The organism is Acidovorax sp. NN32, assembly GCF_057597245.1.
The window spans coordinates 91,613-116,141 of the sequence record NZ_CP199679.1; the positions used below are offsets into that span (position 1 = coordinate 91,613).

Annotated in this window: 28 protein-coding genes; 19 read left to right on the plus strand and 9 right to left on the minus strand. The window is 66.2% G+C overall.

Annotation, left to right across the window (positions count from 1 at the left end; genetic code table 11):
* Positions 1-131: 131 nt before the first annotated feature.
* The 5 genes from ACT89O_RS00415 to ACT89O_RS00435 all read right to left on the minus strand — a co-directional run bounded on the left by ACT89O_RS00415 (position 132) and on the right by ACT89O_RS00435 (position 5,923).
* A complete protein-coding gene (locus ACT89O_RS00415; protein ID WP_487261511.1) occupies positions 132-857 on the minus strand; it encodes an Ig domain-containing protein in 726 nt (241 codons plus the stop codon).
* Complete coding sequence (locus tag ACT89O_RS00420; RefSeq protein WP_487261512.1) at positions 854-2,554, minus strand: tail fiber domain-containing protein; 1,701 nt, start codon at positions 2,552-2,554, stop codon at positions 854-856. Before ACT89O_RS00420 ends, ACT89O_RS00415 begins: the two co-directional genes overlap by 4 nt.
* A 29-nt stretch (positions 2,555-2,583) precedes the next feature.
* A complete protein-coding gene (locus ACT89O_RS00425) occupies positions 2,584-4,203 on the minus strand; it encodes a tail fiber domain-containing protein (RefSeq protein ID WP_487261513.1) in 1,620 nt (539 codons plus the stop codon).
* Between the two features lie 181 nt (positions 4,204-4,384).
* Positions 4,385-4,849, minus strand: coding sequence for a carboxymuconolactone decarboxylase family protein (locus ACT89O_RS00430; protein ID WP_228897032.1), 465 nt, complete (start codon positions 4,847-4,849; stop codon positions 4,385-4,387).
* Between the two features lie 147 nt (positions 4,850-4,996).
* Complete coding sequence (locus ACT89O_RS00435; protein ID WP_487261514.1) at positions 4,997-5,923, minus strand: RNA polymerase sigma-70 factor; 927 nt, start codon at positions 5,921-5,923, stop codon at positions 4,997-4,999.
* A gap of 155 nt (positions 5,924-6,078) precedes the next feature.
* Between ACT89O_RS00435 and ACT89O_RS00440 the strand changes: the two genes are divergently transcribed.
* The 4 genes from ACT89O_RS00440 to ACT89O_RS00455 all read left to right on the plus strand — a co-directional run bounded on the left by ACT89O_RS00440 (position 6,079) and on the right by ACT89O_RS00455 (position 7,880).
* On the plus strand, positions 6,079-6,537 hold the full coding sequence (locus tag ACT89O_RS00440) for a DUF4087 domain-containing protein (protein ID WP_487261515.1): 459 nt from the start codon (positions 6,079-6,081) through the stop codon (positions 6,535-6,537).
* A 139-nt stretch (positions 6,538-6,676) separates the two neighbouring features.
* Positions 6,677-7,084, plus strand: a complete 408-nt coding sequence (locus tag ACT89O_RS00445; RefSeq protein ID WP_487261516.1) for a VOC family protein — start codon at positions 6,677-6,679, stop codon at positions 7,082-7,084.
* A gap of 7 nt (positions 7,085-7,091) precedes the next feature.
* Positions 7,092-7,436 carry a hypothetical protein gene (locus tag ACT89O_RS00450; RefSeq protein WP_409860479.1) on the plus strand — a complete coding sequence of 115 codons (345 nt, stop codon included), beginning with the start codon at positions 7,092-7,094 and terminating at the stop codon, positions 7,434-7,436.
* A gap of 75 nt (positions 7,437-7,511) precedes the next feature.
* Positions 7,512-7,880 carry a VOC family protein gene (locus ACT89O_RS00455; protein WP_487261517.1) on the plus strand — a complete coding sequence of 123 codons (369 nt, stop codon included), beginning with the start codon at positions 7,512-7,514 and terminating at the stop codon, positions 7,878-7,880.
* Between the two features lie 31 nt (positions 7,881-7,911).
* On the opposite strand, the gene ACT89O_RS00460 is transcribed toward ACT89O_RS00455, so the two are convergent.
* The 4 genes from ACT89O_RS00460 to ACT89O_RS00475 form a co-directional block, all read right to left on the minus strand.
* Positions 7,912-8,190: a YkgJ family cysteine cluster protein gene (locus ACT89O_RS00460; protein WP_487261518.1), complete on the minus strand. Its 279-nt coding sequence runs from the start codon at positions 8,188-8,190 to the stop codon at positions 7,912-7,914.
* 79 nt (positions 8,191-8,269) lie between these two features.
* Positions 8,270-8,881 carry an NADPH-dependent FMN reductase gene (locus tag ACT89O_RS00465; protein ID WP_487261519.1) on the minus strand — a complete coding sequence of 204 codons (612 nt, stop codon included), beginning with the start codon at positions 8,879-8,881 and terminating at the stop codon, positions 8,270-8,272.
* 110 nt (positions 8,882-8,991) lie between these two features.
* Complete coding sequence (locus tag ACT89O_RS00470; RefSeq protein WP_487261520.1) at positions 8,992-9,516, minus strand: anthrone oxygenase family protein; 525 nt, start codon at positions 9,514-9,516, stop codon at positions 8,992-8,994.
* A 54-nt stretch (positions 9,517-9,570) separates the two neighbouring features.
* Positions 9,571-10,170: a Crp/Fnr family transcriptional regulator gene (locus ACT89O_RS00475; RefSeq protein WP_487261521.1), complete on the minus strand. Its 600-nt coding sequence runs from the start codon at positions 10,168-10,170 to the stop codon at positions 9,571-9,573.
* A gap of 150 nt (positions 10,171-10,320) precedes the next feature.
* Here ACT89O_RS00475 and mnmG point away from each other — a divergent pair, with 150 nt between their 5' ends.
* The 15 genes from mnmG to ACT89O_RS00550 all read left to right on the plus strand — a co-directional run bounded on the left by mnmG (position 10,321) and on the right by ACT89O_RS00550 (position 24,494).
* The gene (gene mnmG / locus ACT89O_RS00480; protein WP_487261522.1) at positions 10,321-12,300 is read left to right on the plus strand and encodes a tRNA uridine-5-carboxymethylaminomethyl(34) synthesis enzyme MnmG; all 1,980 of its coding nucleotides are present in this window, start codon (positions 10,321-10,323) and stop codon (positions 12,298-12,300) included.
* Positions 12,301-12,302: 2 nt separating this feature from the next.
* Positions 12,303-12,974 carry a 16S rRNA (guanine(527)-N(7))-methyltransferase RsmG gene (gene rsmG, locus ACT89O_RS00485; RefSeq protein WP_487261523.1) on the plus strand — a complete coding sequence of 224 codons (672 nt, stop codon included), beginning with the start codon at positions 12,303-12,305 and terminating at the stop codon, positions 12,972-12,974.
* 108 nt (positions 12,975-13,082) lie between these two features.
* Positions 13,083-13,697: a LysE family transporter gene (locus ACT89O_RS00490; RefSeq protein WP_055402191.1), complete on the plus strand. Its 615-nt coding sequence runs from the start codon at positions 13,083-13,085 to the stop codon at positions 13,695-13,697.
* A gap of 36 nt (positions 13,698-13,733) precedes the next feature.
* Positions 13,734-14,546, plus strand: a complete 813-nt coding sequence (locus ACT89O_RS00495) for a ParA family protein (RefSeq protein WP_121421778.1) — start codon at positions 13,734-13,736, stop codon at positions 14,544-14,546.
* A 34-nt stretch (positions 14,547-14,580) separates the two neighbouring features.
* A complete protein-coding gene (locus tag ACT89O_RS00500; protein ID WP_487261524.1) occupies positions 14,581-15,126 on the plus strand; it encodes an RBBP9/YdeN family alpha/beta hydrolase in 546 nt (181 codons plus the stop codon).
* A complete protein-coding gene (locus ACT89O_RS00505) occupies positions 15,123-15,380 on the plus strand; it encodes a hypothetical protein (RefSeq protein WP_487261525.1) in 258 nt (85 codons plus the stop codon). The genes ACT89O_RS00500 and ACT89O_RS00505 overlap by 4 nt, the downstream gene beginning before the upstream one ends.
* 20 nt (positions 15,381-15,400) lie before the next feature.
* Positions 15,401-15,697: a cupin domain-containing protein gene (locus ACT89O_RS00510; protein WP_487261526.1), complete on the plus strand. Its 297-nt coding sequence runs from the start codon at positions 15,401-15,403 to the stop codon at positions 15,695-15,697.
* Positions 15,698-15,736: 39 nt separating this feature from the next.
* Positions 15,737-16,654 (plus strand): ParB/RepB/Spo0J family partition protein, encoded by a 918-nt coding sequence (locus ACT89O_RS00515; protein ID WP_487261527.1) that lies wholly within the window; start codon positions 15,737-15,739, stop codon positions 16,652-16,654.
* 237 nt (positions 16,655-16,891) lie between these two features.
* On the plus strand, positions 16,892-18,247 hold the full coding sequence (locus ACT89O_RS00520) for a hypothetical protein (RefSeq protein ID WP_487261528.1): 1,356 nt from the start codon (positions 16,892-16,894) through the stop codon (positions 18,245-18,247).
* Between the two features lie 6 nt (positions 18,248-18,253).
* Complete coding sequence (locus tag ACT89O_RS00525) at positions 18,254-18,997, plus strand: class I SAM-dependent methyltransferase (protein WP_055395759.1); 744 nt, start codon at positions 18,254-18,256, stop codon at positions 18,995-18,997.
* Between the two features lie 327 nt (positions 18,998-19,324).
* Positions 19,325-20,851, plus strand: a complete 1,527-nt coding sequence (locus ACT89O_RS00530) for a COG3014 family protein (protein ID WP_055395761.1) — start codon at positions 19,325-19,327, stop codon at positions 20,849-20,851.
* Positions 20,852-20,886: 35 nt separating this feature from the next.
* The gene (locus ACT89O_RS00535) at positions 20,887-21,300 is read left to right on the plus strand and encodes a YcfL family putative periplasmic lipoprotein (protein WP_055395763.1); all 414 of its coding nucleotides are present in this window, start codon (positions 20,887-20,889) and stop codon (positions 21,298-21,300) included.
* Between the two features lie 42 nt (positions 21,301-21,342).
* A complete protein-coding gene (lpoB, locus tag ACT89O_RS00540) occupies positions 21,343-21,960 on the plus strand; it encodes a penicillin-binding protein activator LpoB (protein ID WP_218135467.1) in 618 nt (205 codons plus the stop codon).
* A 265-nt stretch (positions 21,961-22,225) separates the two neighbouring features.
* Entirely contained in the window at positions 22,226-23,188 is a 963-nt protein-coding gene (locus ACT89O_RS00545) for a hypothetical protein (protein WP_218301383.1), read from the plus strand.
* A 181-nt stretch (positions 23,189-23,369) separates the two neighbouring features.
* Complete coding sequence (locus tag ACT89O_RS00550; RefSeq protein WP_487261529.1) at positions 23,370-24,494, plus strand: alpha/beta fold hydrolase; 1,125 nt, start codon at positions 23,370-23,372, stop codon at positions 24,492-24,494.
* Positions 24,495-24,529: the final 35 nt, after the last annotated feature.

The window sequence follows — 24,529 nt, forward strand, 5'->3', positions numbered from 1 at the left end:
TCTGTCAGGCAGGCTACAGGTGCTTCGCTTTTTGTGAATGCTATGAAAATAATAGCTTCCTAAGTCCATCCATTAAGCGCCAGGGCCGAATTTTGTTCAAATTCCTGTGCCCTGGGGCCCAGCCCGGTCTATCAGCGCCCGTGTCCTTGCTGCTGCCGTATCTGGCGCCGCCCCAGCCAGCCCAGTCCCAGGGCCGCCAGCACCAGCATCCATGGATCGTTCACCGGAATCCCCGTGGAGAGGGCCATCACTTGGAGGTTCAGTGTGATGGTGGAGGACAGGCCGTTGGCGTCCGTGACCTGGATGACCAGGACATAGAGCCCCGGTATGGTCGGTGTTCCGCTCAGCAGGCCGTTGGGCCCCAAGGTCATGCCCGGGGGCAGGGGGCCGGAGTTCACGGTGAAGGTGTAGGGGCCTGTGCCGCCGGTGACCTGGATCTGTCCGCTGTATGCGGTGTTCGCGACCAGCACGGGCGGAGGGGTGATGGTCAGCGCACCTGTCACGGTGCCCGCACCCAGCAGGTCCAGCTCGCGCCCCAGGGCGTCGGACACTGTGATGGTGAAGCTGTAGGGCGCCGAGCTGGTGGGCGTGCCCGTGAGATCGCCCGTGCCCGACAGGCTCAGGCCCGCCGGAAGAAGCCCTGCGCTGACGAGGAACTGGTAGGGCGCCACACCATCGCTGGCGACAAAGGTCACGCTGTAGGGCACACCCAGCGCCGGTGTGGGAATGCTGGACGGGGTGACGGTGATGTCCTGCGCGGCGACGCTGGCAGCCCACAGCACCAGGCTGGCAACGCCGATCCATGTGGTGAGGCGGCGCAATCCGGTGCGCAGTGCCTGCGCTGCGCGGGCCGTCATCGCGCGCCCCCGTTCTTGCGCGCGAGCTGCTGCTCCAGGGCCGAAAGGCGTTCGGCCAGGGCCATGAGTTCTGCATCCTTGGCGGCCAGCTTCTGGTGGAGGGCCTGGACCGTGGCGGCCGCAAGGCCGGCGACATCGCTGGGCGCAAGCGTCCGGGGGCTGGCGCCCACCTGAAAGCGCTGGTGTACATCCTCGGCCATGGGCCCCAGGTGCAGGCTGGCGTTGAGATCGCTCAGGTAGCGCCAGGCATACAGCGGCAGGTTCAACACTTCGCCAAGGACTGCATGGACCGGGGCGGGGCTGATGTCGTGTTTGAGCGTGCGGCTGGAGCCCTGGCTGAGCGTGCCGGCCACCACCAGGCCGCCGCCTGCCTGCATCGACAGCGCATTGCTGCCACTGCCGCTGGGCGCCAGGCTGAAGGCCGAAGCCGTAGCGTGTTGCGTCCAGTATGCGGTGCCTGTGCCATGTGCAAGCCGCGCAGCGATGGCGCCGTTGTTCTGCAGCTCCATCTGCACGCGGGGCAGGGCGGTGGCGCTGGTGTTGTCCACCAGCAGGGCTCCGCTGCCGTCCGCGCGCCGCAGGTGCAACGGGGCAGCAGGGCGCGGCGTGCCCAGGCCCACGCTGCCGTTGCCCGCAATATCAACGCTGGCATGTGGCGCCCCCGGCCGGATGCGTAGGGGAAGGAGGGAGCCTCCGGTGACATCGCGCACGAAGAAATTGGCTTCGTTGCCCGCCACATCCCAGGTCTGGGCTGTGTAGCCGTTGGTGTTGTTCTGCTCTTGCCGAAGCGCCGGGGTGTTGGAGGACAGCACATGCAGATCAAGCACGGGTACGCCGGTGCCCACCCCCACGCGCCCTTGCGGGTCCACAACCAGGCTGTTGGCGGGCGCTCCGGCCAGCCAGCGCACGGGGGTCAAGCTGCCTGTGACATCGTCGATGCCGAGGTAGCTGGCCCCGCCGCTGGCGCTGTCGTTGGCGATGATCTGCCAGTCGTTGCCGGGAAACGCGCCCGCACTGGTGTCTTCAAACTTGATGCGCAGGTTGTTTTCCTTCAGGCGCAGGGTGTCGAAGCCAAAGCTCTCGTTGTTGACGCAGTCAAACCCCATGCAGATGCTGCCTTGCACGATCTGGTCGTCGGCGACCAACTGGTCTTTGGTGGCAAGGCGGAGGGTGCGGGCGGCCTTTGAAGATGGGGCGGACTGCGCGGTGGGGCCGTCGGCTGTATCCCCTTCGCCCGGGGGCAAAAGTGCGGGTGGCAGCACAAACGCGCCGCCCGCCACCGACACATTGCCGGCCAGCATGGCGCCCCTGGGCCCGGTAGCGCTGGAGGCACCCACGGGGTTGGCCGCCACGGGGGTTGCATCGTCGGGCCGCACGGCAGCGGTGGTGGGGGCCAGCGTCAACTCGTAGGTGTAGCGCCCGTCGGGCAAGGGATGGTCTTGCAGCGACAACACCAGCGGGCCGGACAGCACCAGGTCCTGGGGCGCATCGCCCTCGCGGGCGATGCGCAGCACGGCGCGGCCATGGGGTGCGGTGGAGGTCCACTCCAGCCGGGTGGCCTGAAGCCGTGCCGCAATGGCGGGGGGCTGCGCTTCGCTGCCGGTTTGTGCGTGCACGAGGGGTGGGCTCAGCAGGGATGCCAGGGTGGCGGCAACCAGGGCGGCAGTGCGCGGCCGCAGCCTGGTCAGGAGGGGCAAGCAATGGTGGGCAGGCATGTTGACAATCCCTAGCGTGCTGCGGGCGTGGCGGTCTTGGTGGGCACGCCCGAAGCGCCCGGCGCGCCCGTTGGGGCCATCTGCGCTTCGAGCAGGGAGATGCGGGCCCGGATCGCGGCGATGTCTGCCTCGCGCTCGTTCACCTTGCGGGCCAGCGCCTGCACGGCGCCCAGGGTCACGCCGGCCAGATCGCCGGGGGCCAGGCTTTTGTCGTCCTGCCCCAGCTGGAAGATCTTGCGGAAGTCCTCGGCCATGGGGCCGACGTGGCGCTCTTGTGTGGGGCTGGATTTGTAGCGCCAGTGGTAGAGCGGCAGGGCCAGCACTTTCTCCAGCAGGGCGGTGCCATTGACCGGCTCGATGCCGGTCTTGAGCGTGCGGCTGGAGCCTGTGCTCAGCGTGCCGGTGATGGCCAGGTTGCCGTTGGCCGCCAGCGTGAACTGGGGGGTGCCAGCGCCCTGGGTGGCCAGCGTGAGCGCGGTGCCTGACGTCATGTCCCAGCCCGTGGCCGGTGCCGTGGTAAAGCGCAGCACGGCTGGCCCGTTGTTGGCCAGGTTCAGCAGCGTGCGCGGGGCCGTTGTGCCGCTGGTTTCCTGCACCAGCACCTGGGCCGTGCCATCGGTGCGCCGGACGTGCAGCGCCGCGCCGGGCGAAGCGGTGCCTATGCCCACTGCGCCCGAGGCCGCAATGTCCAGGCTGCTGGTGGGCGCGCCGGGGCGAATGCGCAAGGGCAGGCGCGAGCCGTTGGTGACGTCGCGCACGAAGAAGTTGGCCTCGTTGGCGCCGATGTCCCAGGTCTGCGCCGTGAAGCCGCCTGCCGACGACTGCTCCAGCCGAATGGCGGGGGTGTTGCCGGTCAGTGTGTGCACGTCCAGCACCGGCGTGGCAGTGCGCAGGCCCAGCCGGCCCGTCGAGCTGACGTACAGGCTGTTGCTGGGGGCGCCAGCACTGACGGTGAAGACCTGGCGGTTGGCCGTGGCATCCTCGACCGTGAAATACGATGCCCCGCCCGAGGCGGTGTCATTGACACGGATCCGCCAGTCGTTGGCCGGAAAGGTGCCAACGCTGGTGTCGTCGAAATGAATGCCGAGGTTGTTCTCCTTGAGCCGGAGCGTGTCAAAGCCAAAGGATTCGTTGTTGACGCAATCAAAGCCCGCGCACAGGCTGCCCTGCACGATCAGGTCGTCGGCCACCACCTGGTCCTTGGTGGTGAAGGTGCTGCCGGTCTTGGTGGGCAGCACAGGGGCGCCTGGCTCGGTCGCATCCACCACCAACTGGCCCTGAATGACCACGAACGAGCCCGCCGTGATGCGCTGCTGCATCGTGGCCTGGGCCTGGGCGGGGTCCATGGCCGCAGGGGGCTCCAGGCTCAATTCATAAAAATAGCGGCCATCGGCCAGCCCTGCACGCTGGGGCTCCAGCACCACGGGGCCGCGCGCAAACAGCAGGTCGCTGACCGTGCCATCCGGGCGGGCCAGCCGCAGCTTGGCGGCACCGTGGGGGGCCGCAGCCGACCAGGTGATGCGGTCAGCCTGGCGCGTGGTGGAGATGGCCTGGGCCGGGGATTGGGCAGCACAGGTGGCAGCCGCGAGGGTCGCCATCAGGGCGATGGTGGCTCGGTGCAGGGGTTTCATGGGGCTTTCTCGAAGGTGGGCATGGGCTGCCCAGGGCGCCAATATGGCCATTGCTGCATCGCGGCATTGCCGCCCGCAGAACCAGCGGCCCATCAATGGCGACGAGTCTGGCCGAGCGATGCCAGATCGTCAATCGAGTAATTGCCAGGGGTTGCGCTGCGCAAAAGCCCTGCGCCTGTGCTCAGCCCGCTTGCGGAATCGGCGCCCGCATGCCCGCGTTGATCAGGTTCCACGCATTGATCACGCCAATGGCAAAGCCCAGTTCGGAGATTTCCGCTTCGTTGAACACCGTCTGCAGCTTGGCGTATTCCTCGTCGCTCGCATCGCTGTGGGGCGTGGCGGTGATGATCTCGGCCCAGCGGAACGCGGCGCGTTCACGTTCACCGAAGAACGGCGCCTCGCGCCACCCTGCCACGGCGTTCAGGTGGCGCGGGTCCATGCCGTCCTTGACCAGGTAGGTCCAGTGCATGTCCATGCAGTATGCGCAGCCGTTGATCTGCGACACGCGCAGAAACACCAGCTCGGCCAGGCGCGCGCCCAGCGGGCCCTTCTTGATGGTTTCGGAAAGGCTCACCAAGCCCATGAAGGCTTTGGAAGACAGCTTGTGATAGGGCAGGCGGGCGGTGTGTTGGGTGGTCGATGACATGGCGGTTCCTTGGATGTAGGTGGCAATGGTCCGGGGTAGATAAACCTTGGGCATGAAGGCGGCGGTGGTGTTGCTGCCTTTCATACTGGTTAGACGTTGCCAGGTCTGACGCTGTGACACGGGGCGCCAAAAATCTCCAAAGAGATTTCACCCCAGCGTGGCCGGAATGCCCGCCAGCTTGTCCGGATTGCGCACGGCGTAGATGGCCACTATCTGCTCCCCGTCCGTCACAAATGCCTGCGCCGATTCAAGGTGGCCATCCACATAGCGCAGCAGCCCCGGCTCGCCATTGATGAGCGCCATGCGGTACGCCACCTGCGCACCCAGGCGGCGGAACAGCGCCCAGTACAGGTTGGCAATGCGAAACGGCCCCACCAGCGGCTTGGGGAAGGACGGTACCTTGCCGCCGCCGTCGCCAATCAGCTGCGCGTCTTCGCTCAGCAGCGCCTCGATGGCGTTGCGGTCGCCACTTTTGGCGGCCAGCATGAAACGCTGCAGCAACTGGTGGTGCACGGCGTGGGGCACCTCAAAGCGTGTGCGCGCCTGCTGCACACGTTCGCTGGCGCGGTGCACCATCTGGCGGCAGCTGGCCTCGGTTTTCCCCAGCTGTGCGGCGATCTCGGGGTAGTCGTAGTCAAACACCTGGCGCAGCAAGAATGCAGCGCGCTCCTCGGGCCCCAGGCGCTCCAGCACGTACATAAACGCCACCGACAGCTCGCCCGCCAGCTCGGCGGCTGCCTCCGGTGTGTTGTGGTGTTGCGCGTCGCCGGTGGTGTGGTCGCGCAGCTCCACCAGCGGCTCGGGCAGCCACCAGCCCACATAGGCCTCGCGCTCGGCCTTCAGTGCCCGCAGCCGGTCGATGGACAGCCGCGTGACCACCGTCACCAGCCAGGCCTCGGCCGACTGCAGCGCGGTGGGGTCCTGGCGGCTCCAGCGCAGCCAGGCGTCCTGCAGCACATCCTCGGCATCGGCGCGCACGCCCAGCATGCGGTAGGCAATGCCGAAAAGGCGGGGGCGCAGGGTGGTGAAGGGGTCGGTGGCGGGTGGGGCGGCGGATGCGGGCTGTGTGGTCATGGTGGTGTGCGTGAGAGACCTGCGGGTCTTTTACAGACGTTGGAGGTCGCTGTCTTGTGACAAGGTCTCCGCAGTCGCTTTTGTTTTGATAGCTGCCAGCGCTTGCTGTATAAGCGCTAGAAGCACTTTTGATCTGAAATGGAAAGGATGCAGAGATGGCCGCTTTGTACGCAACCCAGCGCGCGCAAGCAACCCCGCGCGTGGGCCGGATGGGGAACGGCGCGAAGGCGGCGGTGGCAATGCTCTTGTTCGCGCTGGTGCCGTGGGCGACCCCAGTCCAGGCCCAATCGCAAACACCGCTATCCGCCGCTGGTGTTGCCCAGCCGCTGGAAAACCGCTGCGGCTGGTTTCACAACCCCACCCCCAACAACGCCACCCTGACCGACCGTGATGGCGAGTGGGTAGTCTCCACCCAGGGCGGAGACAGTGCCGAAGGCGACTGGCCCGTGTTCACCGACGCGCAGTGGAAGAAAACCAATGGCCACTATGGCTACGGGTGTGCGTGCATGAAGGTGGTGGTGGACCGCAGCGACGGGCGGGTGCTGCGCATTGCATCAGCCACGGCGAAGCCGTTGAAGGCGTGCCGGGAGGACCGGGCGCTGCCGAAGCCTTGAAGAAGGAAGGGAGTGGCAGTTGGCGGTGGGTGTGGCATTGCCATCAAGCCAAATTCCAGGCCAAAAAACACGGTCCTTCCACGTGGGTCTTCTTGTTGCGGTGGCTATAGTGAGGCCGCGCCCACCAACCACCCCAGTTATGAGCATTCATCTGCGAATCGCGCGCCCCGTGCTGGACCTTTGCCGCACTGTCGCCCAGTACAAGCAAGGCCTGGGCTTTGAAGAACTCGCCCACTTTGCGGACCACGATGGCTTCGATGGGACCATGCTGGGCCTTCGCGACGCGGATTTCCACTTTGAGTTCACCGTCTGCCGCCGACACCCAGTGACGCCGCAGTCAACGCCCGAAGATCTGTTTGTCTTCTATGTTCCCGATCATCAGGCGTGGACGGAACGTTGCCAGGCGATGCGTGGCGCTGGCTTTAAGGAGGTCGAATCGTTCAATCCATACTGGAGCCAGCAGGGCTGCACGTTTGAGGATGCGGACGGGTACCGGGTGGTGATTCAGCGCGCTGCGTGGAATCCTCCGCTCGCCCGTCACCGGTAGCTTCACCATGCGTCTGTTCCTCGTATCTCTGAGCCTTGCACTATTGGCGCTCTCCCTGGCTGGCTACTGTTTCGTGCAGATCCCGCTCATCAAACACCCCACCGCAGCGGTGATTTCAGATTTGGAAGATCGATTTTTGGCGGACCGTTCCCAGCTGAGCCCGCCGGAAGCCGAGCGTCTTGACGCTCATTTGCGGGTTCTTCGCTTCAATACTCAAGCGTTGAATACAGCACACACAAACCTTTGGCGAGCGGGAGTGCTTGGTTTTCTGGGTTTAGGGATTGCGAATCTGGTGGTGGCCGGTGTCGCTTACGAAATGTACAAACGACAAAAGGCCAGTGGCGCCAGGTGACGCGCCACCATTGCGCTGGTCAGCGTACAAGTTCACAGTGCTGGTTTTCGATTTCCCAACCCCAAGGAGAGCCCTATGCCCCATGCCTTGAGCTGGTTCGAGATCCCTGTGACCGACTTCACCCGCGCCAAGACTTTCTACGAGACGGTGTTGGACATCACGATTGCGCCCATGGAAATGGGCACGACCAAAATGGGCATGTTGTCGACCGACCCTACCGCCATCGGTGGCGCCCTCGTGCAGGGCGAGGGCAGCGTGCCGTCGCAAAACGGGACGATGGTGTACCTGAACGGCGGTGATGACCTGGCCCCGATGCTGGCGCGCGTGGAGCAGGCGGGTGGGGCGGTGGTGGTGCCCAAGACGGAGATTGGCAATGACTTTGGCTTCTTTGCCCATTTTGTGGACACCGAGGGCAACAAAGTCGGGCTGCACTCGATGAAGTAGTGGGTACCTCGCCCGATGGAAGGAGGACCGGCTACGCCACCGGTTGGTCAATACTTCCGGGCTGCGTCAGCCGCTCCAGCTGCGTCAGATACGCCAGGGCCTGCCCATTGCTGGTTCCGCACATTTCCACCTGTGGCATCAACCCGCCGCACACCGCCGGTCGCTCAGGCTGCCCAAAAATGCGGCAGCGCGCATCGTCCCCCAGTTGAACGCACCGCACCCCCGCAGGTTTGCCCTGCGGCATGCCCGGGATGGGCGAGCTGATGGAGGGGGCGGTGCAGCAGGCGCCGCAGCCGGGGCGGCAGTTCATGGGTGATTGCTATTGTTTTTGTAGCTTCTGGTGCTTGTCGGGCAAGCGCTAGAGGCCAATTTGACTCAAATTTTGGTGTTCACTGGCCAGCGGCAGCGTCGCCGTGCAGGCGGCTGGATGCCCACAGCACCTGGTCGACCACGGCGCGCACGCGGTCGCGGTGGGCTTGCTGGATGAGGGCGCCGCTGTCGTCAAACGCGCTGCCGGCCGAGCCCAGTGCAAACGCCTTGGGCGCCAGCCAGCATTCGGCGTTGATGAGCAAGGGGGCCAGATGGCTTTGCGAGCGCAGGCCGCCCAGTGCCCCCGGCGACGCGCTGAGCATGCCCACCACCTTGCCGCGAAAGCTCTTGCCGCCGTCCTGCCAGTCAGGGTTGCCTTTGACGGGGCTGGAGGCCCAGTCGATGGTGTTCTTGAGCAGGGCGGTGTAGCTGCCGTTGTACTCGGGCGAGCAGATGACCCAGGCGGGGTGCTGCCACAAAATTTCTTTGAGTCGGATCACGTCGGTCGGCGTGCCCTGGGCTTCGAGGTCGGCGTTGTACAGCGGGATGTCGAACTCGGACAGCTCCAGCAGCGTGACGGTGGCGCCCGCGTCGCGTGCGATGGCGGCGGTGGCGTGGGCCAGTTTGCGGTTGAAGGATTGCTGGCGCGTGCTGCCGGCAAAGATGAGGAGGGAGGGAGTGGTGTGTGGCATGGTGCCTGCGATTGAATCACAGGCGTGCGGCAGGAATCCTGCAAGCGAGGCAGGCCGGGCAGGGTTATTCCGCGGTGTGGCTGCACGGTGTTCGGGGCGGATGTAGCGATCTACGTGCCGCGACCGGCAAGCCGCCCCACCAGCGTCCCCAGCGCTGTGGCAAAGCAACCCAGGCTGAGCAGCGCACGCCACAGGTTGGCGGCATTCCACTGGTCACGCACTTTGGCCCAGTCGGCGGGCAGGGCCTTGGGGTTCCAGGCTTCTGTTGTGTAGTTCAGGGGCAGGTTGACCTGCTGGGTGAAGAACACAATGCCCAGCAGGTAGGCCACGCCGACCACGGCCAGCAGGCGCCACCACAGTGTGCGGTGTTCACGCCAGGCGGTAGCCAGGGCCAGCGCACACCACAGCGGTGGGCCAAAGAACAGCGCAAAGAACAGGGCGTGCCGGACGTTGCGGTTGAAGGCGGACTGCACGGTGGCGTAGGTGGCGCCGTCCATCTGCAACATGGCCAGGTTAACGTTGGCGCTGTAGGTGCCGAAGAACCCGGCCATGAGGCCGAGCCACAACACGGCGAGGGCGTGGGGGATGAGGGAGAGCGGGACGGGCGTGTGGTGGGCGTGTTGGGCAGTGGTCATGGGCGGGCCTTAGGGGAGATGCCTGCACTCTGCCGAAGGCCCGTGCTCTGCGCCTTATCCTTTGATAAGCCCCATCTCGCTGCGCAGGCGGGACAGTGAAACATCGGTCACACCCAGGTACGAGGCCAGGTGTTTCAGGGCGATGCGCTCGGCCCACTGCGGGTGTTGCTCCAGCAAACGGGCGTAGCGCTGGCGGGCGCTGAGCTGCAAGAACTCCTGTTCGCGCTGCATCTTGCCGTCGAGCAGGGCGCAGAGCACCCGGTGCTCCAGCGCGGCCCAGGGTGCCCAGCCCGCGCTGGGCAGCGGCTCACCTGGATCGACGGGCAAGGGCAGCGCCCACACCACGCTGTCTTCCAGTGGTTCCACGTGAAACATCACCGGCTGATGGCGCAGCGTGGGAGTGATGGGCCAGCACAGGGCGCCGTCCAGAAAGAAGTTCTTGTTGGACTCTGCGCCGTCGCGGTCCAGGTAGTACAGCCGCAGGGCGCCGCGCTCCACCCACCACAGGTGCCGCCAGTGTTCGCCCGCCCGCAGCAGGGGCTGGCCACGCTCCAGCAAGCGCCGTTCGGCGCGTACCCACCAGGTCTCCACGGCCGGAGGCGGGACGCCAAGCAACTCGGTCAGGAAGAGGGTGAGGGGGCTGGAAACAGACACGGCCTGCGCAAAGTGGGAAAATCGCGGGTTGCCTGCTGGGGCGCCAAGTGCGCCCACCACCAGCAGGGCCGGTGTGCGGCGCCTTTGACAGGGCACCCTAGCGCACCGGGTGTTTTGATTGTCGGGCCCGCCAGGCCCCGGAGTGTCCCCATGTTGTACCCCCAGGAATTTGATGTGATCGTTGTCGGCGGTGGCCATGCAGGCACCGAGGCCGCGCTGGCCGCTGCGCGCATGGGCAGTAAAACCCTGCTGCTGTCCCACAACATCGAGACGCTGGGCCAGATGAGCTGCAACCCCAGCATTGGCGGCATCGGCAAGGGCCACCTGGTGAAAGAGGTGGATGCGCTGGGCGGGGCGATGGCGCTGGCCACGGACGAGGGTGGCATCCAGTTCCGCATCCTCAACAGCTCCAAAGGCCCCGCCGTGCGGGCCACGCGGGCGCAGGCCGACCGCATTCTGTACAAGGCGGCCATCCGCCGGATGCTGGAGAACCAGCCGAACCTGTGGCTGTTCCAGCAGGCTGTGGACGACCTGATGGTGGAGGGCGACCGCGTGGTGGGCGCCGTCACGCAGGTGGGTATCCGGTTCCGCTCGCGCACGGTGGTGCTCACCGCCGGGACGTTCCTGGACGGCAAGATCCACGTGGGGCTGAACAACTACGCGGCGGGCAGGGCGGGTGACCCACCTGCCGTGTCGCTGTCGGCACGCCTCAAGGAGCTAAAGCTGCCCCAGGGGCGCCTGAAGACCGGCACGCCGCCCCGGCTGGATGGGCGCAGCATCGACTTCTCGAAGTGTACCGAGCAGCCCGGCGACGGCATGCCCGGTGGTGTGAACGAGGGTACGGTGCCCGTGTTCAGCTTCATGGGCAACGCAGAAATGCACCCGCGCCAGATGCCTTGCTGGGTGACGCAAACCAACGAGCGCACGCACGAGATCATCCGCAGCGGCTTTGACCGCAGCCCCATGTTCACCGGCAAGATCGAGGGCGTGGGCCCGCGTTACTGCCCCAGCGTGGAAGACAAGATCAACCGCTTTGCTGACAAGGACAGCCACCAGATTTTTCTAGAGCCCGAGGGGCTGACCACGCACGAGTTCTACCCCAACGGCATCAGTACCAGCTTGCCATTCGACATCCAGTACGAGCTGGTGCGCAGCATGAAGGGGCTGGAGAACGCGCACATCCTGCGCCCCGGCTACGCCATTGAGTACGACTACTTTGACCCGCGCTCGCTCAAGAGCAGTTTTGAAACCCGCCAGATCCAGGGCCTGTTCTTTGCCGGGCAGATCAACGGCACCACCGGTTATGAAGAGGCGGCGGCCCAGGGCCTGTTCGCAGGCATCAACGCCGCCCTGCAGTGCCGGGGCGACGCGCCTTGGCTGCCTGGCCGCGACGAGGCCTACCTGGGCGTGCTGGTGGACGACCTGATCACCAAGGGCGTGACCGAGCCCTACCGCATGTTCACCAGCCGGGCCGAGTTCCGCCTGCAACTGCGGGAGGACAACGCCGACATGCGTCTGACCGAAGTGGGACGCCGTATGGGCCTGGTGGACGATGCGCGCTGGGATGCGTTCAGCCGCAAGCGCGATGCTGTTTCACGTGAAACAGAACGCCTGAAAGCTACCTGGGTGAACCCGCGCAGCCTGCCAGCGGCGGAGTCCGAGCGGGTGTTGGGCAAGAGCATCGAGCATGAATACAACCTGTTCGAACTGCTGCGCCGCCCGGACGTGAACTACACCAACCTGATGTCCATGGATGGTGGCAAATACGCGACCAACGATGTTTCACGTGAAACGCTGGGCGATTTGAGCGAACCCGTGGTGGAGCAGGTAGAGATTGCCGCCAAGTATTCGGGCTACATCGACCGGCAACGGGATGAGGTGGGGCGCGCCGCGCACTTCGAAAAGCTCCGCTTGCCAGCCGAGCTGGACTACATGCAGGTCACCGCCCTGAGCATCGAGGCACGCCAGGTGCTCAGTCGCCACCGGCCCGAAACCCTGGGCCACGCCTCCCGCATCACGGGCATCACGCCGGCGGCGATCTCGCTGCTGATGGTGCATCTCAAGAAGGGCGGGTTCAAGGAGTTTGCGGTGGCTGCGGCTGCCAAGGCAGAAGGGGAAGTGGTGGCATGACGATGGCAGTGACAAACGACAGCTTGCGCCAACAGCTGCAGGCAGGGGCCGATGCCTTGGCCCTGGGTCTGACCGACGCCCAGATCACCCTGTTGATGGATTTTCTGGCCCTGCTGCAGAAGTGGAACAAGGTCTACAACCTGACCTCGGTGCGCGATCCGCAGGAGATGATGACGCACCATCTGCTGGACAGCCTTGCCGCTGTACCGCCGTTGCGCCGCCATGTTGCTGTGCTTGCAGGGCAGGGCCACCACGCTGTGCGCTTGCTCGACGTTGGCTCGGGCGGAGGTTTGCCCGGTGTTGTGTTTGCCATCTGCTGCCCGGAAGTGGATGTGAGCTGCGTAGACACCGTGGGCAAAAAGGCGGCGTTCATCCAGCAGGCGGCGGTGGCGCTGAAGCTGCGCAACCTGCATGGCGTGCACGCGCGGGTCGAGACGCTGACGACCCCCTTTGACATCATCAGCTGCCGCGCCTTTGCCTCTTTGCCTGACTTTGTGACCTGGTCGCGCGCCGCGCTGGTGGCATCGCACGGGGTCTGGCTGGCCATGAAGGGCAAGCACCCCGAGGATGAAATTACGGCCCTGCCCACCGATGTGTCGGTGTTTCACGTGGAACAGCTCACCGTCCCAGGCCTCGACGCCGAGCGCTGCATCATCTGGATGAAGCCGGTCTGACCGTCGGCCGCTATCTTGTCAGCGGCCGGGGCGGGGTGGTCGCGTAAACTCGGCACCTCACTTCGGGTGCATCCATCTGCGCACCCGTCCAGCACACCGGGAGAGATCATGTTCGGCATCGCAGACTACGGCGCCTTTGTCGCCGCCATTGTGTTGTTCCTGCTCATTCCGGGCCCCGGCAATCTGGCGCTTATCACCTCCACCAGCAAGGGCGGCGTGCGGGGCGGCCTGGCGGCCACGATGGGGGTGATCGCGGGTGACCAGGTGTTGATGTGGGCCGCGGTGGCCGGTGTGGCGGCGCTGCTGGCCACGTACCCCACGGCGTTCAATGCAGTTCAGTGGTTGGGCGCGGCCTACCTGGCCTGGCTGGGCTTCAAGATGCTGACGGCCAAACCCGGCGCACAACCCATCCTCAACATCCAGCCGCGCCACTACTTCAAACAGGCCGGCCTGATCACCTTGCTCAACCCCAAGGCCATCGTGTTTTACATGGCGTTCTTCCCTCTGTTTGTGGACCCGGCCCGGCACCAGGGCTTGCTGACCTTTGGCGTGATGGCGGCGACGGTGGCGGTGCTGACGTTTATCTACGGGCTGGTCGCCGTGCTGCTCACGCACCACCTGGCCGAACGCATGCGCGCCAACCCGCGCATCGGCCGCGTGCTGGAAAAGGTGGCGGGCGTCTTTCTGATCGGCTTTGGCATCAAGCTCGCCATCTCCAAATAAAACAACGACAACAACAACACGGACTGCAACACCCACATGGCCAAAATTTTCTGCGTTGCCAACCAAAAGGGTGGCGTTGGCAAGACCACCACCACCGTCAACCTTGCTGCGGGCCTGGCCAAGATCGGCCAGCGCGTGTTGATGGTGGACCTGGACCCGCAGGGCAACGCCACCATGGGCTCGGGCGTGGACAAGCGCAGCCTCGATCTCACGGTGTATGACGTGCTGCTCGAATCCGCCTCGGTCAAAGAGGCTGCCGTGCTGTCGGAAAAATGTGGCTACTGGGTGCTGGGCGCCAACCGCGAACTGGCGGGCGCCGAGGTGGAGCTGGTGGCGCTGGAGCACCGCGAAAAGCGCCTCAAGGCAGCGCTGGCCGAGGCCGATACCGACTTCGATTTCGTGCTCATCGACTGTCCGCCCAGCTTGAGCATGCTCACCCTCAACGGCCTGTGCAGCGCCCATGGCGTGATCGTGCCCATGCAGTGCGAGTACTTCGCGCTCGAAGGGCTGACCGACCTGGTCAACACCATCAAGCAGGTGCACGCCAACCTCAATGCCGACCTGCAGATCATCGGCCTGCTGCGCGTGATGTTCGACCCGCGCATCACCTTGCAGCAGCAGGTCAGCGACCAGCTCAAGGGCCACTTTGGCGAGAAGGTGTTCAACAGCGTGATCCCGCGCAACGTGCGCCTGGCCGAAGCGCCCAGCTACGGCTTGCCCGGCGTGGTGTTTGACCCGGCGGCCAAGGGCAGCCAGGCGTTTGTCGAGTTTGCACAAGAGATGGTGGACCGCGTGAAAAACATGCCTGCTGCTGCATCTTCCATGGCAAAAATGGCACCTGGCGCTTGATGGACAAGCGCTAACAGCTATTAAATTGATAGTAATGAAGGCGTCCAACATCCTGTTGCTGCCCGGCTGGCAGAACTCCGGCCCCGACCACTGGCAAAGCCGCTGGGAGGCTGTGCACGGCTACCAGCGCGTGGAGCAGCACGACTGGATGCGCCCGCTGCGCGGTGACTGGTCGGCGCGGCTGGAAGAAACCGTGGTCGATGCCGACGGCCCCGTGGTGCTGGTGGCGCACAGCCTGGGCTGCGTTCTCACCGCGTGGTGGGCTGCGCATTCGGCCAACGCGCACCGCGTGTTGGGTGCGTTGCTGGTGGCACCGGGCGATGTGGAGCGGCCCGATCTGGCCGCGCAGATCCACGGCTGGGCGCCCATTGCACGCCAGCCGCTGCCGTTCCCGGCCCTGCTGGTGGGCAGCCGCAACGATCCGTATTGCAGCTTTGAGCGCGTGCAAGCCCTGGGCCATGTCTGGGGCGCGCGTTTTATCGATTACGGCGAGCGCGGCCACATCAATGCCGAGTCGGGCCTGGGCGATTGGGACGAAGGCCACGCCTGGCTGCACGAACTGGCGGGTGATGTCGCATGAAGCTGCGGACCTTCTGGCACAAGCCAGCATCGGTTGAACCGCCCGCAGTGCCGTCGCCACAAAAGCTCGATCCCGCGTGGCTCGAGGCGCCGCTCACCATGCTCTCCTGGTTTTTACCGGGCGGCGCCGTGGTGGTGGGCGCGCTGGGGCAGTTCATGCTGGCCCTGGTGTTGCTGGCCATCGCATTCGGTGTGTGGCTTCGTTTGTGGCGCAGCCGCAAGAAGCGCCGTGCGGTGGGCCGCCCCACGTTCTGAAATATGTGTGCTTCCGACCCATGACCAAAATCAACCTGCCCGCCATCGCCGACCAACTGCCCCGCGCCTGGAACTCCACGGTTGTGGGCCAGGCGGCAGGCGCCAACGTCAAGGTGCTGCGCATGGACGACGCCGCCTATCCCGACGAGTCGCACGACTTTGACGAGGCGCTGCTGGTGCTCGACGGCTGCATGCGCCTCGCCCTGCAAGGGCAGGTCACCGAGGTGAATGCGGGCGAGGTGTTCATCGTGCCCGCGGGTGTGCCCCACGCCGTCGCGCCCGGCAGCCATGGCACGCTGGTCATCATCGACCGCTGATTCTTCCCATTCCTTTTTCCCTTTCGCGAGACGCATTTCATGGTCACCAAAAAACCCAAGGGCCTCGGCCGTGGCCTGGAAGCCCTGCTGGGCCCCAAGGTCGAAGAAAAAGTGGAGCAGGCCCAGGCGGCCGAAGCCGGGCTGCCCAGCAGCCTGCAGCTCTCCGAACTGGTGCCCGGCGTGTACCAGCCCCGCACGCGCATGGACGAGGGTGCGTTGTACGAGCTGGCCGAAAGCATCAAGGCCCAGGGCATCATGCAGCCCATCCTGGTGCGGCGCCTCACGGGTGGCGACAACGCTGGCAAGTACGAAATCATCGCGGGCGAGCGGCGGTTCCGCGCCTCGCGCCTGGCGGGCCTGGCCGAGGTGCCGGTGCTGGTGCGCGACGTGCCCGACGAGTCGGCGGCGGCCATGGCGCTCATCGAGAACATCCAGCGCGAAGACCTCAACCCGCTGGAAGAAGCCCATGGCCTGCAGCGACTGGTCAAGGAGTTTGGCCTCACGCACGAACTGGCCGCGCAGGCCGTGGGCCGCTCGCGCAGCGCGGCCAGCAACCTGCTGCGCCTGTTGAACCTGGCCGAGCCCGTGCAGACCATGCTGATGGCCGGCGACATCGACATGGGCCATGCGCGCGCGCTGCTGTCGCTGGACCGCGCTGCGCAGATCACGGCGGGCAACCAGATTGCGGCCAAGAAGCTGTCGGTGCGCGAGGCCGAAGCGCTGGTCAAGAAGATCGGTGCCGAGTTCAGCTTGGTGCCGCAAAAGCCCCAGAAGGAAAAGTCGCGCGACATGAAGCGCGTGGAAGAAGAGCTCTCAGACCTGCTCATGGCCGAGGTCGAGGTGCGCGTGAAAAAGCGTGTGAAACGCCATGGCCGGGTGGAGGACATGGGCGAGTTGGCGATTCAGTTCGGCTCGCTCGAAGCTTTGAATGGCTTGATCGACCGCCTGCGCGGCTGATCGACCGTTGGTCCGGGGCGCGGCGCTGTCGCCGCGCAAACATGCGTGAAATAGCGCACACAAACGGTTTCCACAGGTAACTTGCGCAGGCAAAATGCGTCTGTGCGGGGCCTACACTGCGCTGCGTTCAACACACCCGGGTTGACCGCAAGGCCTCTTCACAGGGCGGCGAAGGTGCCGCCCTGTGGCCCACGATGGTTTGCCGGGTGATCCATGTATCTCCTGGAGCAGACCCCCATGACCTCTTTGCGCTTCGTCCTGACCCCCGCCTGCCTAGCCATTGGCCTGTGCATCGCCAGCTTGGGCGCCCAGGCCCAAACCACCAAAGCCCCCAAAGTCCAGCTGTGGATGGATGTCTCCACCGGCACCATGGCGGGCATGCCCGAGATGGACAGCCTGCCCGGTGGCGGCGGCATGCTCGGCGGCCTGATGGGGGGGATGGGCGGTGGCGCGCAGGGCAGGGCGGGTGGTGGTAACACGTCCTATGGCCACGCCCGCGCAATGTCCATCATGCCGCCGCGTGTCATCGACATCGCCTTGCACAACACCCTGCGCCCCGGCGTCGAAGCCAGCCAGGCCATACCGCCTGGCATGCGCATGGGCGAATCCCTTCCGCTGATCCCGCCCCGTGCCCAGCCCACCCAGACCGAGCCGGGCGAGGTGCCGCAGGAATACCAGCAGCACCAGCCCAAGGGCCGCATCCTGCTGTACTGGGGCTGCGGCGCCTCGGTGCGTGCGGGCCAGCCGCGCGTCATCGATCTGGCGCGCGCCAAGCCGACCGACTACGCACAGGCCTTTGCCGGCCGCGCCGTGCCCGACCGGGGGCCGCGCGTGGGCCCGGCCTATGCGCTGTACCCCAACGAACGCAACCAGGTGAGCCTGTCGCGGGACAGCTCGCTGGTGGGCGAACACCAGGTGCGCGGCGACGGTGTGCCTGCGTCCATGAAGTTCACGCTGGGTGCGGCACAAGACCTCATGCCCGCCATCGACCTGCGCACCACCGGCAAGCCGCAGGACAGCATGGGCACCAGCTGGCAGCCTGTGCGCAATGCGCGTGCCTACTACCTGCACGCCATGTCGCAGAGCGGGGACGACCTCATCATGTGGTCCAGCGCCGAGACGCCCGACACGGGCATGGGCCTGTTCGACTACCTGTCGCCCGCCACCATCGACCGCTGGCTCAAGGAGCGTGTGCTGCTGCAGCCCGAAACCACGCAGTGCGCCATTCCGCAGGGCATCTTTGCGGGCGGCGGGCGTGACGCCACGCCCATGCTGCGCATGATGGCCTATGGCGGCGAAAGCCACATCGTGCACCCCCCGCGCCCGGCGGACCCCAAGGCCGCGTGGGAGCCCGAATGGGCCGTGCGCGTGCGTGTGAAATCACACACCATGGCCATGCTGGGCGAGGAGATGCAGGGGCGGCGCGGGGGCATGGGGGCTGCTCCGCCGGCCGCTTCGGGCGGTGCCTATTCGAGCGGCATGGGCGGTGCGCCGACCGGCCAGCAGCCCGCTGGCGACGGCGGTGCGGAATCCGGCAACGCGGGCAACGTGGTGAACCCCGTCAACCTGCTGCGCGGCATTTTGGGCCGTTAAGAACCCATGTTGGCCCTGCGCATGCCCTGGCCCCTGCCCGCGCTGGTCGCGTGGGCGTGCGCGTGGCTGATTTTTGTGGCGCTCCAGCGCGCGGTTCCCCCCGTGGCTGCCTTGCTGGTCGCCTGCCTGCTGGGGACGGCGGCCAGTGTCCTGGGCGACAGCTGGTGGCGACGCGGGCTGATTGCGGCGGGCTTTCCGCTGTCGCTGGCGCTGCTGGGTGCGGCCAGCCTGCCGACCTGGGCGTGGCTGGTGCCGCTGGCGCTGCTGCTGCTGGTCTACCCCCTGAACGCCTGGCGCGATGCACCGCTGTTTCCCACGCCCCACCATGCGCTGCAGTCGCTGGCCTCGCAGGCTCCGCTGCCGCTGGGTGCCCGCGTGCTGGATGCGGGCAGCGGCGTGGGCGATGGCCTCAAGGCGCTGCGCCACGCCTACCCGGCCGCACAGCTGGAGGGCATCGAATGGAGCTGGCCCCTGCGCCTGCTGTGCGCCCTGCGGTGCCCCTGGGCCCAGGTGCGGCGCGCCGACATGTGGGCCGAGGACTGGAGCCCCTACCGCATGGTCTATCTGTTCCAACGGCCCGAAAGCATGGCCCGCGCCGCCGCCAAGGCCCAGGCCGAGCTGGCAACCGGGGCATGGCTGGTGAGCCTGGAATTTGCCGTGCCCGGCGTTCTGCCCTGTGCACAGCTGCGTGCGCCCGGTGGCCGCGTGGTGTGGCTGTACCGCATGCCCCTGAACCGCGTCGAGGCATGAAATGGCACTGTTGGATTGCGATTTGAGCCGTTCGCCACGGTTACAGAAAAGATACAAGCTTTTGCTACATTGCGTCCCTGGCTACAACCCCATACAAAACTACCAAGAAACTCACAGCCAGAGGGGGCTGCCAGCAGCACGTGAACGCGCCGGGAGGGGGCGCACCGGCCGCCAGCACCTTCCTTGTCCGGACCTCCCATCCTGCAGGCCCCACCAGCCTCTGCGGCGCACCACTCTGACGGGTGTGCCTGCAGTGCGGTGCCGTCTTGCGCGTGGACATGGCCGGGGTTTTCTGGTGCACCACCGACCGATCTGCAAGGAGCATTCATGACCGCCCATCCATCCCGTTTCCGCCCGCGCCTTCTGTGGGTGCTGGCCCTGAGTGCCGCCCTCACGGGCTGCGCCACCATGCAGAGCCACGACAAGCTGGCGACCGACATGCAGAACGCCGGCCGCAGCGGCGGCATTCCCGCCGCCATCGCCCAGCTCGAAAGCACGGCCAAGACCGAAGAAGAAAAAACCGCGCTGCTCTACAACATGGAACGCGGCGAGCTGCTGCGCATGGACCGCCGCTACCCCGACAGCACCAACGCCTTCCTGCTGGCCGACAACAAGGTCAAGGAATGGGAAGAAACCGCCAAGACCAACCCGAGCAAACTCATGGGCACCGTGGGCGCTGCGCTGATCAGCGAACGCCTGAAGGTCTACGAGGGCCAGGACTATGAAAAGGTGTGGGTGACCACGCGCCTGGCGCTCAACCGCATGGCCGTGGGCGACTTTGAAAACGCCCGGGTGGACATCAAGCGCACCCACGAGCGCGAAGCCATCATTGCCGAGTTCCGCGCCAAGGAAACCCTGGCCGCTGAAGAAGAGGCAAAGTCCAAGGGCGCCACCTCTGGCGGCAAGGAACTCAACGGCTACCCCGTCGAGACGCTGAACGATCCCGAAGTGCTGGCGCTCAAGAACGGCTACCAGAACGCGCTTTCGCACTACCTGGCCGGTTTTCTGTACGAAATGCTCAACGAGCCTGGCCTGGCCGCGCCCGGCTACCGCAAGGCCATCGAGCTCAAGCCCGAAACCGGCGTGCTCGAAGAAGGCCTGCGCGGCCTGGACACGCGCACGGGCTTCACCTGGAAGCGCCGCCAGCGCATGACCGACGTGCTCTTCATCGTCGAAGCCGGTGACGCCCCCGCGCGCAAGCCCAAGGCCTTCACCATTCCCGTGCCCACGGGCCGTGGTTTGGTCACGGCCAGCATCTCCTACCCCGTGATCGAGCCGTCTTCCGATCCACTACTGACCACCATCTCCGCTGCTGGCACCGACCTCAAGCTGGAAAAAGTGGTGGACGTGAACGTGATGGCGCGCCGCGCGCTCAAGGACGAAATGCCCGGCATGGTGCTGCGTGGCTTCACCCGCGCCGTGGCCAAGGGCGTGCTGCAGAACGAACTGCAAAAGCGCGGCGGCCTCATCGGCGGCATCATCGGCGCGGCCGCCTCGGTGGCCACCGAGCAGGCCGACGACCGCATGTGGCGCATGCTGCCCGGCCGCGTGTATGTGGCCCGTGGCTACCTGCCGCCCGGCGAGCATGTGGTGAGCGTGAATGGCCGCCAGCTGCCCCAGCCCATCAAGATCGACGGCCAGTACGCCCTGGTGCCCCTGCGCATGTATGAAAACAGCGTGCTGACCGGCGACGTGGCCATGCTGGGGCAGCTGCCCACCGTGGCGGCGGCACCGCAGCCCGCCGCAGAGCCTGCCACCACCGTGCGCACGACGACGACCACCACCACCCGCACGCGCTCGGTGCCCAAGTCGGCGGTCAAGTCCACCTCGGCCACGCCTGCCGCCAAGAACTGAAACCGAACATGTCCCATTTTCAAGGAGCCTCTGGCATGAGAACCCGTTTTGCCCTTGCTGCCGCCGCACCCGCCGTTGCGTGCGCGGTCCTCGCGATGACCTTGGCCACCGCTGCCCGTGCCCAGCTGCACGACCCGGCCACCCCGCTGGCCGTGGCGTCCAAGGTCGCCCTGCGTGGCGAAGCCAACAGCATCGCCGTGCGCGAGATGCGCATCGTGCGCAAGAACGACATCCTGGTGGTGCAGGCTGACATGGCCAACATGGGCCGCACCGACCGTACCGTGTTCTACCGCTTCAAGTGGCTGGACAACGTGGGCAACCAGGTGGGCGACGGCGAATCCTGGAAGCAGATGAGCGTGCTCGGCCTGGGCCAGCAGACTGTCAAGAGCGTGGCGCCGACCAGCGCTGCCGTGGACCTGCGCCTGGAAATGAATGTGGAGCCGCGCTGATCGCGCCGCGCCAATCCCTGTTTGAGTGAGGAGTAAACCAACATGAACACCAAGAACCGCATCCAGCGCAGCGCGCTGGTCCTGGCCTTTGCGGCCAGCACCCTGGCCCTGTCGGCCTGCCAGAACCTGTCCTCGCCCACCGTGCGTTTTGACCGCCAGGTCAACTACGGCGATGCCAAGGCCGTCGAGCTGGTGACCAACGAATTCGGCTCCACCGACCTGCAGATGATTGCCGAGAAGATGACCGGCGGTTTGCTCGAAACCGGCATCTTCCAGGGCCGCCCCACGGTGACGATCTCCACCGTGAAGAACAAGACCAGCGAATACATCGACACCACCAACGTGATGAACTCGATCCAGACCTCGCTGGTCAAGTCGGGCAAGGTGCGTTTCGTGCGCTCCATCAACGAGATGCAGGCCGGTGTGGACGAGCTGCAGCGCCAGAACCAGAGCGGCCTGTACAAGCAAGGCACCACCGCCAAGGTCGGCCAGATGACGGCCGCCAAGTACAGCATGGAAGGCGAGCTGACCAGCATCGTCAAGCAGAACAACGCGACCAAGGACGTGTACTACAAGTTCACGCTCAAGCTGTTTGATGTGCAGGAAGGCACGATCGAGTGGCAGGACGAAAAGGAAATCCGGAAGACGAGTAAGAGATAACCCCCTGAGGTGCGACCGCTCGGTGCAGCCGCCAGAAGCGGCAGCTCTTGCGGGCCGTCCAAGCCTGCATTGGCAGGCTTGGAGCCGCGGCCCTCAGCCCCTTTCTCTCGCGCTGCGCGCGGGAAGGGGGACGCCGCCAGCGCGGCGGGGCGGCCCTTGCACGGCGGCCGCTGGCCTGGGCCGCGCCAGTTTCGAAGGATGTGGGCGCTAAGGCCACATCGCTCGATGGATTCATGAATTCCCGTTAGCTCACAAGGAGCACACCATGCAACGCAGAACCACTTTGCACACGGCCCTGGCCGTGATCGCCGCCACCACCATGGCCTGGGGCACGGGCGCCCAGGCGCAGCAGCCCGGCGCGGCGCCCAAGATCGCCGTGACCGACCTGGCCTATGCCCAGCGCGTGTCCGAATACTTTGTGGCCGGTACCTACCAGCGCAGCAGCCAGATGAGCGCAGGCGGCAGCCACAGCGGTGGCTACAGCCACGGCCCCTATGGCGGTGGCGGCTCGCACTCGGGCAGCCACTCGATGCAGGCGTCCGAGCAGGCCAGCGGCACCTACGTGGCCGGGCGCTACAGCTACATCGAGCAGCGCGAGCTGGGTGGCTACACCAACGACATCAAGGGCGCCATCCTGCAGGGCACGTACTTCCGCCTGATCCAGGGCAAGGGCTTCGACGCTGGCAAGCCCCAGCCGAGCAAGGCCGAGCAGGTGCTCAACCAGGTGCAGGGCGGCAAGATGGCCACGCCGCAGGTTCAGCCCCAGGTCAACGACGTGATCAGCCGCATCAAAAAGGGCGAGTTCAACGGCGCCGACTACGTGCTGTTCGGCGTGGTCTCCAGCATCGACTTCACCGACGCGCTCTCGCCCCTGCAAGGCACCACCAGCGCCACGCGCCAGTACGGCCTGCAGCTGCTGGCCGACTTCTCGCTCATCAACACCAAGACCTACGAGATCAAGGCCGCGTTCTCCGCCCAGGGCGAAGGCAACGACACCAAGATTTTGTCGATCCGTGGCGACATCGCCCCTCCCAACCGCGCCAAGGTGATGCGCGAAACCTCGCTGTCGCTGGCGCAGGACGTGTACCAGCAGCTCGCCATGCAGCTGGGCTACACCGACGCCAACCTGTCGCGCGGCGTGCGCCCGCCCGTGGTCTACCAACAGGGCGGCCAGCCCATGCCCATGCCGCAGCCCCAGCAGCCTGAGCAGGTCATCATCTTGAAGTAGCAGGGGTGGCAACCCCGTGAGGCGCTGCCACTCGGTGCCGACCGCCGGGGGCTGCAGCCCCTTGCTCGGCATCTCGCGCTGGGCGGCCACCCGTAGCAGGTGCAGCGCCCGGGGTGGTCGCAGTCATGCCAGACTGTGGCCTGTGCTCAACGTAAAACACCTTTCTGCTTCTACTGCACCTTTGCGGCCCTTGGCCAACCCGGTGCTGGCGTTTTTCGTCGCCACGGCCATTGCCGTGGTGCTGGGTGGCTGCGCCTCGCCCCCGCCGTTCTATGCGGCGGCAGCGTCTGAATCGCTGGTGAATGTGTACGGGCCAGAGGCTTCCACAGAGACGCCCACGGCGCCTGCACAGGCCAATGCACAGGAGGCTCCTGCAGCCACCCAGACGCCACCCCCTGCGGAGCGCTTTGTACTGCGGCCCTTGCCAGGCGCTGATGGCGCCACGCTCCTGGCCCTTACGCGCAGCGAGCGCACCGCCTCGCTGCGCTACCGCGTGATCGTCATCCCCGGCTCCGGCTGCGCAGGCATGGGGCCGATTGCCGACCGCTACTTTGCCGGCCTGCTGCATGCCCAGGTGCTGGTGTTGCACAAGCCCGGCGTGGACCCGCAGGCGCGCACGGCGCCCGCAGACTGCGCACGCGATTTCGTGCAGCAAGACCGCCTCTCCAGCTGGCTGGCCCACGCCCGTGCGGCGTTGGTGGCAGATGCGCAGCAACGCGCGCGCGAAGGCGCACCCGCGCTGCCGCAACTGCTGGTGGGCATCTCCGAAGGCGCCGAACTGCTGCCCGCCCTGGCACCCGAGGTTCCGCAACTCGCGGGCCTGGTGGTGCTGGCGTCCAGTGGCCTTGATCCGCAGGAGGCGGGAGCCCTGCAAGCCCAGCGCCTGGGGGCGCAAGCCGACTGGGAGGAACTGGGCCGCATGGTGGCTGGACGCCGCCCCGACAGTTCCGTAGCGCAGGGCCGCAGCCTGGGCTACTGGCGCGACCTGTGGAACTGGTCCTTGACCCTGCCGCTGGTGCGAAGCCCCTGGCCGTTGCTGCAGGTGTGGGGTGGCGACGATGCGCTGGTGCCCCTTGCGGCCTACGAGCGTTTTGCAGAGCTGGCCTCCTTGCGCACCGTGCCCTATTGCGCGCGCCGCCTGGACGGCGCCAACCACGGCTTGCAGCGCGGTGCGGGGCCGCTCACAGACGGCGTGCAGCTGGTCTGGGCCTGGATCGAGCAATGGGCGCGCAACCCGGCCTCAGGGCTGTGCGCGCCGCTGCTGGACCGACCCCTGATGCTGTTGCCATCAGTGGGCGTTCCCTGAGCCAGGATCGCACCGCAGCCAGCTCCGCTGCTGCC

What these genes read in the sequence shown, in the direction of transcription:
- ACT89O_RS00415 (WP_487261511.1), bottom strand. Translation starts at nt 857, where the DNA reads ATGACGGCCCGCGCAGCGCAGGCACTGCGCACCGGATTGCGCCGCCTC.
- ACT89O_RS00425 (WP_487261513.1), bottom strand. Translation starts at nt 4,203, where the DNA reads ATGAAACCCCTGCACCGAGCCACCATCGCCCTGATGGCGACCCTCGCG.
- ACT89O_RS00430 (WP_228897032.1), bottom strand. Translation starts at nt 4,849, where the DNA reads ATGTCATCGACCACCCAACACACCGCCCGCCTGCCCTATCACAAGCTG.
- ACT89O_RS00435 (WP_487261514.1), bottom strand. Translation starts at nt 5,923, where the DNA reads ATGACCACACAGCCCGCATCCGCCGCCCCACCCGCCACCGACCCCTTC.
- ACT89O_RS00440 (WP_487261515.1), top strand. Translation starts at nt 6,079, where the DNA reads ATGGCCGCTTTGTACGCAACCCAGCGCGCGCAAGCAACCCCGCGCGTG.
- ACT89O_RS00445 (WP_487261516.1), top strand. Translation starts at nt 6,677, where the DNA reads ATGAGCATTCATCTGCGAATCGCGCGCCCCGTGCTGGACCTTTGCCGC.
- ACT89O_RS00450 (WP_409860479.1), top strand. Translation starts at nt 7,092, where the DNA reads ATGCGTCTGTTCCTCGTATCTCTGAGCCTTGCACTATTGGCGCTCTCC.
- ACT89O_RS00455 (WP_487261517.1), top strand. Translation starts at nt 7,512, where the DNA reads ATGCCCCATGCCTTGAGCTGGTTCGAGATCCCTGTGACCGACTTCACC.
- ACT89O_RS00460 (WP_487261518.1), bottom strand. Translation starts at nt 8,190, where the DNA reads ATGAACTGCCGCCCCGGCTGCGGCGCCTGCTGCACCGCCCCCTCCATC.
- ACT89O_RS00465 (WP_487261519.1), bottom strand. Translation starts at nt 8,881, where the DNA reads ATGCCACACACCACTCCCTCCCTCCTCATCTTTGCCGGCAGCACGCGC.
- ACT89O_RS00470 (WP_487261520.1), bottom strand. Translation starts at nt 9,516, where the DNA reads ATGACCACTGCCCAACACGCCCACCACACGCCCGTCCCGCTCTCCCTC.
- mnmG (WP_487261522.1), top strand. Translation starts at nt 10,321, where the DNA reads ATGTTGTACCCCCAGGAATTTGATGTGATCGTTGTCGGCGGTGGCCAT.
- rsmG (WP_487261523.1), top strand. Translation starts at nt 12,303, where the DNA reads ATGGCAGTGACAAACGACAGCTTGCGCCAACAGCTGCAGGCAGGGGCC.
- ACT89O_RS00490 (WP_055402191.1), top strand. Translation starts at nt 13,083, where the DNA reads ATGTTCGGCATCGCAGACTACGGCGCCTTTGTCGCCGCCATTGTGTTG.
- ACT89O_RS00495 (WP_121421778.1), top strand. Translation starts at nt 13,734, where the DNA reads ATGGCCAAAATTTTCTGCGTTGCCAACCAAAAGGGTGGCGTTGGCAAG.
- ACT89O_RS00500 (WP_487261524.1), top strand. Translation starts at nt 14,581, where the DNA reads ATGAAGGCGTCCAACATCCTGTTGCTGCCCGGCTGGCAGAACTCCGGC.
- ACT89O_RS00505 (WP_487261525.1), top strand. Translation starts at nt 15,123, where the DNA reads ATGAAGCTGCGGACCTTCTGGCACAAGCCAGCATCGGTTGAACCGCCC.
- ACT89O_RS00510 (WP_487261526.1), top strand. Translation starts at nt 15,401, where the DNA reads ATGACCAAAATCAACCTGCCCGCCATCGCCGACCAACTGCCCCGCGCC.
- ACT89O_RS00515 (WP_487261527.1), top strand. Translation starts at nt 15,737, where the DNA reads ATGGTCACCAAAAAACCCAAGGGCCTCGGCCGTGGCCTGGAAGCCCTG.
- ACT89O_RS00520 (WP_487261528.1), top strand. Translation starts at nt 16,892, where the DNA reads ATGACCTCTTTGCGCTTCGTCCTGACCCCCGCCTGCCTAGCCATTGGC.
- ACT89O_RS00525 (WP_055395759.1), top strand. Translation starts at nt 18,254, where the DNA reads ATGTTGGCCCTGCGCATGCCCTGGCCCCTGCCCGCGCTGGTCGCGTGG.
- ACT89O_RS00530 (WP_055395761.1), top strand. Translation starts at nt 19,325, where the DNA reads ATGACCGCCCATCCATCCCGTTTCCGCCCGCGCCTTCTGTGGGTGCTG.
- ACT89O_RS00535 (WP_055395763.1), top strand. Translation starts at nt 20,887, where the DNA reads ATGAGAACCCGTTTTGCCCTTGCTGCCGCCGCACCCGCCGTTGCGTGC.
- lpoB (WP_218135467.1), top strand. Translation starts at nt 21,343, where the DNA reads ATGAACACCAAGAACCGCATCCAGCGCAGCGCGCTGGTCCTGGCCTTT.
- ACT89O_RS00545 (WP_218301383.1), top strand. Translation starts at nt 22,226, where the DNA reads ATGCAACGCAGAACCACTTTGCACACGGCCCTGGCCGTGATCGCCGCC.